We start from the raw sequence: 12,761 nt of genomic DNA on the forward strand, positions 1-12,761 counted from the left end.
AACGCCTCTTGCTGAGTTCCGGGCCCTTATGAAGCCGGCCCGGTCAGCTGCTTCTCCAGTTCCAGTTCCTCGTGGATCGGGATGCCGTGCGCCCCCACGAGCGGGATGGTCGGCTTCAGCCGCCTGGCCGCGTCGATGGGCCGGGGTACACGGCCACGAGCCGGTAACCCCTTCGCTGGTAGAACCGAAGGGCGTCCAGGTTGTCGTTGGAGGTGATGAGCCACACCCGCCGGCAGCCGGCCTCCCGGGCGGCGTCCTCCACCGCCTGCAGGAGCGCGGAGCCCACCCCGCCGCCAGGACGGGTGGCGTTGAGGCTCGTCAGCTCGCAGTCCGGCCCTTCAACATGGAACGTCGCTGCGCCCACGGGCGTCGGGCCCTCCCAGGCGATAAGGGCCTGCAGGTCGGCGAGCCGGTGCGCCCGGCCTCTGGTGATCATGGTCTCGCCGCCCCATTCCGCGGTCCAGAGGTCTCTGAGCCACGCCTGATCCGCGGCCGTCTGCGGGGCGAGGATGCGGTAACGGTGCATGTCCTGCTCCTCCTTCTGGAACTCAGCTCGTGCCCACGACTTCAGCCGGGGTAGGGTTGATGGATGACATCCACCAGGGGATGGCCGATGGGCGAGATCGGCCAGGGGGTGGCCGATGGGTGACATCGGCCAGGGTGTAGCAGATGGCTGACATTAGCCAGGGGGTGACCGATTGGCGACCTCCACAGACGGACGGCCGTCGCAGTGGAGCGGCCGCGCAGCGCGGTGCCAGGATGTTGAGGGATGAAGGATCCGGGCTCGGGGCACGAAGTGCGACGGATTTCCACTTAGCGCCCAGTGGAAGTGGAAGTTCGTCGCAGTTGAGCGGCCGCGCAGCGCGGTGCCAGGACGTTGAGGGATGAAGGATCCGGGCCCGGGGTACGAAGTGCGACGGATTTCCACTTCGTTCCCAGTGGAAGTGGAAGTTCGTCGCAGTGGAGCGGCCGCGCAGCGCGGTGCCAGGACGTTGAGGGATGAAGGATCCGGGCCCGGGGCACGAAGTGCGACGGATTTCCACTTGGCTCCCAGTGGAAGTGGAAGTTCGTCGCAGTGGAGCGGCCGCGCAGCGCGGTGCCAGGACGTTGAGGGATGAAGGATCCGGGCCCGGGGTACGAAGTGCGACGGAGTTGCACTTGGCTCCCAGTGCAAGTGGAAGTTTGTCGCAGTTGGGCGGCCACGCAGTGCGGTGCCAGGACGTTGAGGGATGAAGGATCCGGGCTCGGGGCACGAAGTGCGACGGATTTCCACTTGGCGCCCAGTGGAAGTGGGAGTTCGTCGCAGTTGAGCGGCCGCGCAGAGCGGTGCCAGGACGTTGAGGGATGAAGGATCCGGGCCCGGGGCACGAAGTGCGACGGATTTCCACTTGGCTCCCAGTGGAAGTGGAAGTTCGTCGCAGTTGAGCGGCCGCGCAGAGCGGTGCCAGGACGTTGAGGCATGAAGGATCCGGGCCCGGGGCACGAAGTGCGACGGATTTCCACTTGGCGCCCAGTGGAAGTGGAAGTTCGCCGCAGTTGAGCCGCCGGGACCCTGCGCCTGGTAGGCAGCGCCGCGGGCCTGCGCCTGGTAAGCAGCGCCGCCGGCCTGCGCCTGGTAAGCAGCGCCGCCGGCCTGCGCCTGGTAGGCAGCGCCGCCGGTCTGCGCCTGGTACGCAGCGCCGCCATGCGTCTGGTGAACACCGCCACCACCCTGCGCCCAGTGGACAGAGACGCAGCCAGGCGCCGGTTGGTTGCCGCCGGCTGAGCGCGCAGGGACAGGGATGTGAAGCGTCCGGGCACAGGCCACACGCATCGGAACGGGGGCTGCCCCGGGAGCCAACTCCCGGGGCAGCCCCCTGCGCTGCGTCCGGCGCCTGCACGAGCGACCCATTTCCGCAGCCCGCGTGAGATCGCTATTGCCAGCCCTTTCCCCGCCCGCTATAATTGTCACCAGATCATAAAACCTCGTTTTAGAAGCGGATGTCCACAGCAGCTGTTATGACCGGGTGGCGCGGTCCGGTGCCACCCATCGCAGGAGAATGGCGAGGTGGTTCTCTGTGACGCCCGGATTGAAGAAGCGGGACCGGCAGGCTGCGCTCAGGGAGAAGATCCGCGAGAACCCGTTCCTCAGCGACGAGGAACTGGCGCAAATCTTCGGCGTGAGCATCCAGACCATCCGGCTCGACCGGCTGGCGCTGGGGATCCCGGAGCTGCGGGAGCGCACCAAGTCGGTGGCCGAGCGCACCTACGGCATCGTGAAGTCCATGGGCTCCAAGGAGATCGTCGGCGAGCTGATCGACATCGTCCTGGGCGAGCGCGGCATCTCCATCCTGGAGACCACCGAGGACATGGTCTTCGAGCGGAGCCGGGTGGTCCGGGGCCAGTACATCTTCGCCCAGGCGGAGTCGCTGGCGATTGCGCTGATCGACGCCGACGTGGTGCTGACCGGCCTGGCCAACGTGAAGTTCAAGCGGCCGGTCACCGTGGGTGAGAAGCTGGTGGCCAAGGGAGAGGTGATCCGCCGCCGGCGCAACCAGCACGTGGTCCTGGTCGAGACGCGCGTGGGCACCGAGAACGTCTTCCGCGGGAAGTTCTCCGTCTTTGCAGTGGATCCGGCCAAAATCGGAGGAGGCGTATAAGCATGGGCTTCCGCATCGCCGTAGACGCCATGGGCAGCGACACCGCACCCGCCCCGGAGGTTGCAGGGACCCTCGAGGCGGCCCGGGAGTGGCCGGACCTCCGCTTCGTGCTGCTGGGCGACGAGCCCCGCATCCGGGCCGAGGCGGAGAAGCACGGCGGCCTGCCGGGGAACGTCGAGGTCGTGCACACGACCCAGGTCATCACGCCGGACGAGGAGCCCACCCGGGCCGTGCGGTCCAAGAAGGACGCCTCCCTGACGGTGGCGGCCCGGATGGTGAAGGAGGGGCAGGCCGACGCCCTGCTGAGCGCCGGCTCCACCGGGGCGCTGGTGGTGGTGGGCACCCTCGGCATCGGGCGGATGAAGGGCATCGACCGGCCCGCGCTCGGGACCATCATGCCCACCGTGAAGCAGCCGGTCTTCATGCTGGACGTGGGCGCCACGCCAGACGCCCGGCCGGAATGGCTGGTGCAGTTTGCCCTCATGGGCGACATCTACGCCCGGGAGATCCTGGGCCTCAGCCGCCCCCGGGTCGCCCTGCTGAGCAACGGCACCGAGGCGGAGAAGGGCAACGCGGTGGTCAAGGCCACATACCCGCTCCTGCAGAAGCTGGAGTCCATCCACTTCATCGGCAACATCGAGGCGCGGGACATCCCCTTCGGCGGCGCCGACGTGGTGGTGGCCGACGGGTTCCCTGGCAACGTGCTGCTGAAGACCTACGAGGGTGTGGCCATGGCCCTGTTCCAGGCCATGAAGGAGGCGCTCACCGCCTCGCCGCTGACGAGCATCGGCGCCGCTCTGGCCAAGCCCGGGCTGAAGCAGATGGCCAGACGGTTCGACTACACGGAGTACGGCGGGGCCCTGCTGCTGGGGCTGAAGGCCCCGGTGGTGAAGTGCCACGGCTCCTCCAACGCCCGGGCCATCCGCAGCGGCATCCGCGTGATGAAGCTCGCCCTCGAAGGGCGGGTCATCGACCGGCTGGCTGAGGCGATTGCCGGCCTGCCGGCACCCAATCCGAAGGAAGAGGGGGAATCCCCGGCATGAGTCTGCGCCCCGTGGGCATCACCGGCCTCGGCATGGCGGTGCCCGATCGGGTCCTCACCAACTTCGACCTGGAGCGGATGGTGGAGACCTCCGACGAGTGGATCCGGACCCGCACCGGCATCCGGGAGCGGCGCATCGCCGGCGCCGAGGAGGCCAGCTCGGACTACGCGGTCCGGGCTGCCCGCCAGGCCATGGAGCAGGCGGGGGTGACGCCCGACCAGGTCGACCTGATCATCTGCGCGACGGTCACCCCGGACATGCCCATGCCCGCGACGGCGGCCATCGTGCAGGCCGCCCTGGGCGCCCACCGGGCCGCGGCGTTCGACCTCTCCGCCGCCTGTCCGGGCTGGATCTACGGTGTGGTGATGGCCCAGCAGGCCATCGCCACGGGGCTCTACGACTGCGCCCTGGTCATCGGGGTCGAGCTGCTCTCCAAGATGCTCAACTGGCAGGATCGCGCGACCTGCGTCCTCTTCGGGGACGCGGCCGGCGCAGCGGTGCTGCAGCCCGTCCGCGAGGGCCGCGGCATCCTCGCCTCCGTGCTGGGGGCCGAGGGTGCGGGCGCGTGCCACCTGTACACGCCCGCAGGCGGGTCCCGCCGTCCCGCCTCACCGGAGACGGTGGCACAGGGGCTGCACTACATCCACATGAACGGTCCCGAGGTGTTCAAGTTCGCGGTGCGGGTGATGAACGAGGCGACGGTGCAGGTAGTGGAAAAGGCCGGCCTCGGCGTGGGGGACATCGACCTGCTGGTGCCGCACCAGGCCAACATCCGCATCATCGACAGCGCCGTCAAGCGGCTGGGGCTGGCACCGGAGAAGGTGGTGGTCAACCTGGACCGCTACGGCAACACCTCTTCGGCGTCGATCCCGGTGGCCCTGACCGAGGCGCTGGCCGAAGGGAGGGTGCGGGACGGCGACCTGGTGGTCTGCGTTTCGTTCGGGGCCGGATTGGTTTGGGGCGCCCTGGCCCTGCGCTGGGGGCGATAAGGCAAAGGGGGGGACGGCAGATGGGGATTCGCATTGTGACCGACAGCACCGCCGACCTGCCGAAGGAGCTGTGCCAGGAACTGGGGATTGAGGTGATCCCGCTCACCGTCCGCTTCGGGGACGAGGCCTACCTGGACGGCGTGACCCTGGACTCCGACGGCTTCTGGGCCAAGCTGAAGCAGAGCCCGCACCATCCCAGCACCGCCCAGCCCGCGCCGGGCGACTTCCTGGAGGTGTACCGGCGCATCCACGAGGCGGGCGACGAGATCGTCTCGATCCACATCTCCTCCAAGATGTCCGGCACCGTCAACTCGGCGGAGATCGCCGCGCAGATGCTGCCGGAGGCCGGCATCAGCATCGTGGACACCCGGTCGGTCTCGCTCGGGCTCGGCCTGGTGGTGCTGGGCGCCGCCCGCATGGCGCGGGAGGGCAGGAGCCGGGAGGAGATCGTCGCCTGGGCGAACCGGACCTGCGACAAGATGAACATCCTGTTCACCATCGACACGCTGGAGTTTCTGCAGCGCAACGGCCGCATCGGCAAGGCCCAGGCGCTGCTGGGCGGGCTCCTGGGCATCAAGCTGATCCTCCAGGTGGACAAGGAGGGTGTGGTCGCCCCCGCGGACAAGGTGCGCGGGCGGTCGCGGGTGCTGGCCCGGGCCCGGGAGATCATGGAGCAGCGGGTGCCGCCCGGCCGGCGCATCCGGCTCGCGGTGGTGCACGCGCAGGCCCCGGAGCAGGCCCGTGCCTGGGGCGAAGAGGTGAAGCAGGCGTACGAGGTGGAGGAGTACCTGGTGGGCCAGCTGGGGGCCGTGGTGGCGTGCCACGCGGGTCCCGGGGCGCTGGGCATCATCTTCCACGAGGTTGACTAAAGATGGTGGATTCCGGTCAATCATTGGACCCGAGAAACCACGAAGTGAGGACGGACTGCATGGCGAAAGTGGCATTCCTCTTCCCGGGACAGGGCGCCCAGTACGTCGGGATGGGGCTGGAACTCGCCCGGCAGTTTCCCGAGGTGGCCCGCCGGTTCGAGCAGATGAACGAACTGGTGGGGTTCGACCTGCGGAAGCTGTGCTGGGAAGGGCCGGAGGAGGAGCTGAAGAAGACGGCGAACCAGCAGCCGGCCATCCTGGCCCTCTCGGTCGCGTGCCTGGAGCTGCTGACCCGGGAAGGGCTGCGGCCCGACGTGGCGGCGGGCCTCTCCCTCGGCGAGTACAGCGCGCTGGTGGCCGCCGGGGTGCTGACCTTTGAGGAGGCGGTGCCGCTGGTGCGGCGGCGGGGGACCTTCATGCAGGAAGCGGTGCCGCTGGGCACCGGCGGGATGGCCGCGCTCCTGGGGCTCGGCGCGGACCAGGTGGACGAGATCTGCGCCCGGGCCGCCCGGGAGACGGGGCGGCACGCGGAGGGCGCCAACTACAACTGCCCGGGCCAGATCGTGGTGGCCGGGCACACCGAGGCCCTGGAGCGGTGCATGCAGCTGGCCGTGGAGGCGGGCGGCCGGGCCGTGCGGCTCTCGGTCACCGCGCCCTTCCACTCCCGGCTGCTGACGCCGGCCGGCGAGCGGCTGGCGGAGGCCCTGCGGCACGTGAACCTCCGGCAGGCGCAGATCCCGGTGGTCTCCAACGTCACGGCGGACTACGTCACCCGTCCGGAGGAGATCCGCCGGCTCCTGATCGAGCAGGTCTCGCGCCCGGTGCTGTGGGAGGCGTCAATCCGGCGCATGATCGCCGACGGCGTCGACACCTTTGTGGAGGTAGGCCCCTCCCGGACGCTCACCGGCTTCCTCCGGAAGATCGACAAGGGCGTGCGGGCGCTGCATGTGGAAGACCCCGCGTCGCTGGGCCGAGTGCTTGATTCCCTGGGGAGGGTTTGCTAAGATGATCGTATCTACGCGGGTGGCAATTGTTACCGGTGCCACCGGCGGGCTGGGGCGTGAGATCAGCCTCGCCCTGGCCCGGGAGGGCGCACGGGTGGTGGTCAACTACGCCCGGAGCGCCGGGAAGGCCGCCGAGCTGGTCGACCAGATCACCGCCCTGGGGGGCGAGGCCCTGGCGGTGCAGGCGGACGTCGGCACGCCCGAAGGGGCGGAATCCCTGGTGAAGGCGGCGCTGGACCGCTTCGGCCGGGTCGACATCCTGGTCAACAACGCCGGGGTCAACCGGGACACGCTGATCCTGCGGATGAAGGAGTCCGACTGGGACGACGTGCTCGACACCAACCTGAAGGGCGCCTTCCTCTGCATCAAGGCCGTGGCCAAGCCGATGATGAAGGCCCGGTACGGGCGCATCATCAACATCGGCTCCGTGGCGGGGCTGGCGGGCAACGCCGGACAGGCCAACTACTCCGCCGCCAAGGCGGGGCTGGTGGGGCTCACCCGGGCCGCCGCCCGGGAGCTGGGCAGCCGGAACATCACGGTCAACTGCATCGCCCCCGGCGCGATCGACGCCGGCATGCTGCTGGAGCTCAGCGAGGATCAGCGGAACGCCTTCCTCCGGCAGATTCCTCTGGAGCGCTTTGGCAGGCCCGAAGACGTCGCCGCGGCGGTGGTTTTCCTGGCCGGTCCCGGTGCAGCCTACATCACCGGGCAGACGCTGGCGGTCGATGGCGGCCTGACCATGTACTAGAATATTCGTGGTGAGGTGCCGATCCCTGAGAGGAGGTGAACCTGCCCATGTCCACGGATCCCATTTTCGAGAAGGTCAAGGCGATTATCGTAGACCAGCTCTCGGTGGAAGAGGAAGAGGTGACGATGGAGGCCTCGTTCATCGAGGACCTCGGCGCCGACTCCCTCGACATCGTCGAGCTGATCATGGCCCTCGAGGAGGAGTTCGAGCTCGAGGTGCCCGACGAGGATGCGGAGAAGCTCACCACTGTCGGCGCAGCGGTGAACTACATCAAAGAGCACAAGTAGACTCGCCAGGGATTGCGAGAACACCCGAAGTCCCGTAACGACGCTCGTGATGTAGCGCCGGTGCGGGGCTTTTCCTCTCTGAGGAGGGATGGCCGTGTCCGTGCTGGACCCAGACAGGCGCGCCTGGTGTGCCGAGGTGGTGGGCCACCAGTTTCGCGATGAGGCGCTCCTCCTGGAAGCGCTGACGCACACCACGTACGCCAATGAGCATCCCCGGGCCCGCGCCAACGAGCGGCTGGAGTTTCTGGGCGACAGCGTCGTGGGCATGGTGATCGCCGCGCACCTCTACGAGCGGTATGCCGACCTGCCGGAGGGCGAACTGACCAAGATCCGCGCGGCGGTCGTCTGCGAGCCGTCGCTGGCCAGCCGCGCCCGCGCCCTGGAGCTGGGCAAGCACATGCGGTTCGGCCGGGGGGAGGCGGTGTCCGGGCGCGACCGGGATTCCACGCTCTCCGACGCCTTCGAGGCGCTGGTGGGGGCGCTGTACCTCGACGGCGGACTGGAGGTCGCCCGGCGGTTCGTGCTGCGGGAGCTCGGGCCGCTGGTGGAGGCCGCGCGCCAGGGCCTGGTGCGGGTGGACTACAAGACGCGGCTCCAGGAGCAGCTGCAGAAGCAGGGCGCGGCGGCCCCGCAGTACCGGCTGCTGGTGGAGGAGGGGCCGGCGCACCTGCGGCGCTTCCAGGTGGGGGTCTATTTTGAAGGCCGGCTGCTGGGCACCGGCTGGGGACGGAACAAGAAGGAGGCCGAGCAGGAGGCGGCGCGCCATGCCCTGATGCCGGAACACCGTTCGGGATGAGCTGCCCCGGACGGTTTCGGATCGGCCGCGCGGCGCGTTGTTGAACAGGTCGCTAAATTCCTAGACGAATCTTTATGACGACAGAGGGAAAAAGCAGTTTGGTATAGAATGGACAGTCAGGGTATCTAACTATATGTGCAGCGCTGTTCTGGTTTGTTGGGGGGGATTTCTGGATGGAAGCACTAAAGGTCTCAGCATCTTCGAACCCGAAGTCGGTAGCAGGCGCTCTGGCTGCTGTTCTGCGTGAGAAGGGCAGCGCTGAGGTCCAGGCCGTGGGAGCGGGTGCCGTGAACCAGGCGGTGAAGGCGATCGCCATCGCAAGGGGGTACGTTGCGCCCAACGGAATCGACCTCATCACCATTCCGGCCTTTGCGGAGATCGCCATCGAGGGGGAAGAGCGGACCGCGATCCGGTTCATCGTGGAACCCAGGTAGAGACGCACGAATGCAGCTGGCGCATGCGGAGAACGTGCGCCACTCCCAGCCGCGCGGCGGACCGGGAGTGGCGCGTTGTTCTTTGCCCTGCAAAGGAGAGTCCTCTCCTGGCGTCGAATACCAACCGTCGCGGCATCGCCGGACACCGCTGGGTCCGGCGCACCGGGAAGGGGCCCACAGGTCCTTCCGGCTTTGCGTAGGAGGCAGCGCAGATTGTATCTCAAGCGATTGGAGATTCTGGGGTTCAAGTCTTTCGCCGAGAAGACCGAGCTGGAGTTCACCCCCGGCATCACCGCCGTGGTCGGGCCCAACGGCTCCGGCAAGTCCAACGTCTCGGACGCGATCCGCTGGGTGCTGGGCGAGCAGTCGGCCCGGGCCCTGCGGGGCGGTTCGATGGCCGACGTCATCTTCGCGGGCAGCGACGGCAAGCGGGCCATGGGCTTCGCCGAGGTGTCGCTGGTGCTGGACAACAGCGACGGCGCGCTGCCCCTGGACTTCACCGAGGTCATGGTCACCCGCCGGGTCGACCGCTCCGGCGAGGGCGAGTACTTCATCAACCAGGTGCCCTGCCGGCTGAAGGACGTGCAGGACCTCTTCCTCGACACCGGCATCGGCAAGGAGAACTACTCGATCATCGGACAGGGGCGCATCGACGAGATCCTCTCTTCCAAGCCCGAGGACCGGCGTGCGCTGTTCGAGGAGGCCGCCGGCATCTCCCGCTACAAGGCGCGGAAGCGGGAGGCGCAGCGGCGGCTGGAGGAGACCGAGCAGAACCTGGTGCGCATCACCGACATCATCGGCGAGCTCACCAGCAACATGGACGCGCTGGCCCAGCAGGCGGAGAAGGCCACGCTCTACCAGGAGCTGGACGCCGAGCTCACCCGGCTGGACGTGGGGCTGCTGGCGCACCAGCTCCGGACGGTGGTCGCCCGGCTGGAGGCGCAGCGGGCCGCCAACGCCGATCTGGCGAAGAAGGCGGCCGAGCTCGAGCAGCGGATGCAGGCGGCCGAGGAGGCGGCGGAGGTCGCCCGGCAGCTGGTGGCCGCGCTGGATGAGGAGCTGAACGTGCTCTCCGTGCGCTTGACCGAAGCGGCGGGCCGCCAGGAGCGGGCAGAAGGGCGCGTCGCCCTGGCGGCCCAGCAGCGGGAGCGGCTGGAGGCCGACCTGGGCCGCGTCGCCCGGGAGCTGGAGGGGCTCGCGGCGAAGGTGCGGCAGGTGGACGCCGAGCTGGCGGACCTCCGCCGGCAGGAGGCGGCCGTGGAGCAGGAGGGCGCGCGCTTGGCGGAGGCCCTCGCAGCGATGGAGGCGGACTGCCGGTCGGCCGAGGCCGCCAGCGAGGCCGCCCAGGCCGAGGTGGAGGCCAGGAAGGACCGCATCATCGCCATCCTGCAGCTGGAGGCGGAGAAGCGCAACGGGGTGCAGGCAGCCGAGCGGGCGGCCGAGGAAGCCGCCAGGCGGCTGGCCCGGCTGGGCGAGGAGCGGAAGCGGGCGGAGGCCGACGCCGCCGCGGTCCGGGCCCGCGCGGCGGAACTGGCCGCCGCGCGGGCGGAGCTGGCGCAGCAGGTGGAGGCCCAGCGGGCAGAGCTGGGGACGCTGACCGCGCAGCGCCAGGCGGCCGAGGACGAGCTGAGGCAGCTGCAAGCCCGCCACGCCGAGCTGCGAGAGCAGATTCAGGCCGCATCCTCGCGCCTTGCCACCATCGAAGAACTGATCAGCGGCTTCGAAGGCTATCAGCGGGGACCTCGCACGGTCCTGCAGGGGCGCGAGAAGGGGGCCCCCTGGGCGGCGGACGTGCTGGGGGCCGTCGCGGAGGTCGTGCGCACCGAACCCCGCTACGAGAAGGCGATCGAGGTCGCCCTGGGCGGCGCCGTGCAGCACCTCATCACGTCCACCGACGAGGGGGCCAAGCGGGCCATCGAGCACCTGAAGCGCTCCGGCAGCGGCCGGGCGACGTTCCTGCCGCTGAACACCATCCGGCCGCAGGGCTACCGGCCCGAAGAGGAGCGGGAGTTTCGCGGGGCCCCGGGCATACTGGGTGTAGCCCTGGACCTGGTGCGGTTTGACGAGCGATTCCGTCCGGCCATCGCCTCGCTGCTGGGCCGGACGCTCATCGCCGAGACGCTGGACGCAGCGCTGGCCCTGGGCCGGAAGACGGGGCAGCGCTTCCGCATCGTGACGCTGGACGGCGAGGTGCTGGCGGCGGGCGGCGCCATCACGGGCGGCGCCGTTTCCGGACGGAGCAGCGGGCTGCTCTCCCGGGAGCGGGAGCGGGACGAGCTCACGGTCCGCATCGCAGCGCTGCGGGCGCAGCTCGGTGAAGTGCGGCAGGCGCACGAGGAGGCTGGCGAGCGCCGTTCGGCCGTGCTGGGGCGCATCGAGGCCGCGGAGGCGCGGCTGCGCACGCTGGAGAGCCGCCTGGCACAGGCCGGGAGCGACGAGCAGCGGCTGGCGGACGAGGCCCGGCGCTGGGCGCAGGTCCTGGAGACCCACGCCCAGGAGGCGGCGGTGATTGAGGCCGAGATCCGCGCGGCCCGGGAGGGCGCGGACCGGCTGCGCGGGGAGCTCGCGGCGCTGGCGGCGGAGCGGGAGTCCCTCGAGGCGGAGGTGCGCCGCCTGACCGATGAGGGGCAGAAGCGGGACGAGGCCCTGGCCGGCCGGCGGCGGGCGGTGACCGAGGCGCAGGTCCGGCTGGCCGGGCTGCACGAGCAGCTCCGGTCGCTGCAGGCGCAGCGGCGGCGGCTGGAGAGTGAGCGGGAGGCGCTGGCGCGCGAGCGGGCCGCGCGGGAAGCGGAGCGGGCTGCGCTCTCTGAGCGGCTGGAGGCGACGGCCGCGGAGCTGGCCGCCGCCCGAGCCGAGGCGGAGGAGGCCGCGGCGGCGCGCGCCGCCCTGTCCGCCGAGCGCGACGGCGCCCAGGCCCGCAAGCTGGCCGCCATGGAGCAGGTGAACGCCCGGGAGCGGGAGCTGCGCGGCCTGCGCCGCGCCCTGACCGACGCCCAGAACCGGCGGCAGGAGGGCGAGGTGGAGGAGGCCCGGCTCGCGCAGGAGCAGGAGGGGCTGGTGACCCGGCTGGCCGAGCAGTATGAGCTCACGGCCGCCGAGGCGCTGCCCCGGGCCGTGTCCGAGAGCGAGACCGAGTTCGCCCGGGCGCGGATCGCCGCGCTGCGCGAGCAGATCCGGGAGCTGGGGCCCGTGAACCTGCAGGCCATCGAGGACTACCGGGCCGCGCGGGAACGGCTGGACTTCCTGCGGGCGCAGGAAGCCGACCTGCAGGAGGCGAAGGCCTCGCTCTACCGGGCGATCGGCGAGCTGGACAAGCGCATCCGGACGCACTTCTACGAGTCGTTTCAGGAGATCCGGCAGGCCTTTCAGCAGGTCTTCACCGAGCTCTTCGAGGGCGGCAAGGCTGACCTCAGGCTGGTGGACGAGAACGACCTGCTGGAGACGGGCATCGAAATCGTCGCCCAGCCGCCGGGCAAGAAGGCGCAGCCCCTCAGCCTGCTTTCGGGCGGCGAGCGGGCGATGACGGCGATCGCGCTGCTGTTCGCACTGCTCCGGGTGCGCCCCTCGCCCTTCGTCGTGCTGGACGAGGTCGAGGCGGCGCTGGATGAGGCCAACGTGGAGCGGTTCAGCCGCTACCTGAAGAACGCGTCCAAGGAGAGCCAGTTCATCTGCATCACCCACCAGCGGGGCACCATGGAGGTGGCGGACACCCTCTACGGCGTCACCATGGAGGGCACCGGCGTATCGCGGGTGGTCTCGGTCCGGCTGGTCGATCTGGAAACGGAGGCGAGCTGAGTGGAGAAGGAGCACCTGCGGCTTGACGAGTCCGGACGGCCCGCGGAGGAGGACGAAGGCCGGCGGCTGCCTGGCTGGGTCTACGGCCTGCTCCTCGGCCTGCTGGTGGTGATCCTGCTCGCTTTGGAGTCGGTCCTGAACTGGCTCTTGCCGTGAG

At 69.9% G+C, this 12,761-nt stretch carries 12 protein-coding genes; 11 read left to right on the forward strand and 1 reads right to left on the reverse strand.

Going from position 1 to position 12,761, the window contains the following annotated elements:
- Positions 1 to 115: 115 nt before the first annotated feature.
- Positions 116 to 526: a GNAT family N-acetyltransferase gene (locus ACZ5UM_RS12315; RefSeq protein WP_464844497.1), complete on the reverse strand. Its 411-nt coding sequence runs from the start codon at positions 524 to 526 to the stop codon at positions 116 to 118.
- Positions 527 to 2,057: 1,531 nt separating this feature from the next.
- Between ACZ5UM_RS12315 and fapR the strand changes: the two genes are divergently transcribed.
- The 11 genes from fapR (at position 2,058) to ACZ5UM_RS12370 (ending at position 12,760) form a co-directional block, all read left to right on the forward strand.
- On the forward strand, positions 2,058 to 2,639 hold the full coding sequence (gene fapR, locus ACZ5UM_RS12320) for a transcription factor FapR (RefSeq protein WP_464844498.1): 582 nt from the start codon (positions 2,058 to 2,060) through the stop codon (positions 2,637 to 2,639).
- Between the two features lie 2 nt (positions 2,640 to 2,641).
- Positions 2,642 to 3,682: a phosphate acyltransferase PlsX gene (gene plsX, locus ACZ5UM_RS12325; protein ID WP_464844499.1), complete on the forward strand. Its 1,041-nt coding sequence runs from the start codon at positions 2,642 to 2,644 to the stop codon at positions 3,680 to 3,682.
- On the forward strand, positions 3,679 to 4,671 hold the full coding sequence (locus ACZ5UM_RS12330) for a beta-ketoacyl-ACP synthase III (protein WP_464844501.1): 993 nt from the start codon (positions 3,679 to 3,681) through the stop codon (positions 4,669 to 4,671). Before plsX ends, ACZ5UM_RS12330 begins: the two co-directional genes overlap by 4 nt.
- A gap of 20 nt (positions 4,672 to 4,691) precedes the next feature.
- Positions 4,692 to 5,540, forward strand: a complete 849-nt coding sequence (locus ACZ5UM_RS12335; protein WP_464844502.1) for a DegV family protein — start codon at positions 4,692 to 4,694, stop codon at positions 5,538 to 5,540.
- A gap of 59 nt (positions 5,541 to 5,599) precedes the next feature.
- Positions 5,600 to 6,544, forward strand: coding sequence for an ACP S-malonyltransferase (gene fabD / locus ACZ5UM_RS12340; RefSeq protein WP_464844504.1), 945 nt, complete (start codon positions 5,600 to 5,602; stop codon positions 6,542 to 6,544).
- A 1-nt stretch (position 6,545) separates the two neighbouring features.
- A complete protein-coding gene (gene fabG, locus ACZ5UM_RS12345; protein ID WP_464844506.1) occupies positions 6,546 to 7,292 on the forward strand; it encodes a 3-oxoacyl-[acyl-carrier-protein] reductase in 747 nt (248 codons plus the stop codon).
- A gap of 47 nt (positions 7,293 to 7,339) precedes the next feature.
- Complete coding sequence (gene acpP / locus ACZ5UM_RS12350) at positions 7,340 to 7,579, forward strand: acyl carrier protein (protein ID WP_464844508.1); 240 nt, start codon at positions 7,340 to 7,342, stop codon at positions 7,577 to 7,579.
- Between the two features lie 88 nt (positions 7,580 to 7,667).
- Positions 7,668 to 8,375, forward strand: coding sequence for a ribonuclease III (rnc, locus tag ACZ5UM_RS12355; protein WP_464844509.1), 708 nt, complete (start codon positions 7,668 to 7,670; stop codon positions 8,373 to 8,375).
- Positions 8,376 to 8,548: 173 nt separating this feature from the next.
- Entirely contained in the window at positions 8,549 to 8,809 is a 261-nt protein-coding gene (locus tag ACZ5UM_RS12360) for a stage V sporulation protein S (RefSeq protein ID WP_464844510.1), read from the forward strand.
- A 213-nt stretch (positions 8,810 to 9,022) separates the two neighbouring features.
- Entirely contained in the window at positions 9,023 to 12,604 is a 3,582-nt protein-coding gene (gene smc / locus ACZ5UM_RS12365; protein WP_464844512.1) for a chromosome segregation protein SMC, read from the forward strand.
- Positions 12,605 to 12,760, forward strand: coding sequence for a hypothetical protein (locus ACZ5UM_RS12370; RefSeq protein WP_464844514.1), 156 nt, complete (start codon positions 12,605 to 12,607; stop codon positions 12,758 to 12,760).
- The last annotated feature ends 1 nt before the right edge of the window (position 12,761 follow it).

It is taken from the genome of Symbiobacterium ostreiconchae, from assembly GCF_055396975.1.

Excerpts from the sequence above, each read along its gene's own strand:
- ACZ5UM_RS12315 (WP_464844497.1), bottom strand. The coding sequence starts at position 526 with ATGCACCGTTACCGCATCCTCGCCCCGCAGACGGCCGCGGATCAGGCG.
- plsX (WP_464844499.1), top strand. The coding sequence starts at position 2,642 with ATGGGCTTCCGCATCGCCGTAGACGCCATGGGCAGCGACACCGCACCC.
- ACZ5UM_RS12330 (WP_464844501.1), top strand. The coding sequence starts at position 3,679 with ATGAGTCTGCGCCCCGTGGGCATCACCGGCCTCGGCATGGCGGTGCCC.
- ACZ5UM_RS12335 (WP_464844502.1), top strand. The coding sequence starts at position 4,692 with ATGGGGATTCGCATTGTGACCGACAGCACCGCCGACCTGCCGAAGGAG.
- fabD (WP_464844504.1), top strand. The coding sequence starts at position 5,600 with ATGGCGAAAGTGGCATTCCTCTTCCCGGGACAGGGCGCCCAGTACGTC.
- fabG (WP_464844506.1), top strand. The coding sequence starts at position 6,546 with ATGATCGTATCTACGCGGGTGGCAATTGTTACCGGTGCCACCGGCGGG.
- acpP (WP_464844508.1), top strand. The coding sequence starts at position 7,340 with ATGTCCACGGATCCCATTTTCGAGAAGGTCAAGGCGATTATCGTAGAC.
- rnc (WP_464844509.1), top strand. The coding sequence starts at position 7,668 with ATGGCCGTGTCCGTGCTGGACCCAGACAGGCGCGCCTGGTGTGCCGAG.
- ACZ5UM_RS12360 (WP_464844510.1), top strand. The coding sequence starts at position 8,549 with ATGGAAGCACTAAAGGTCTCAGCATCTTCGAACCCGAAGTCGGTAGCA.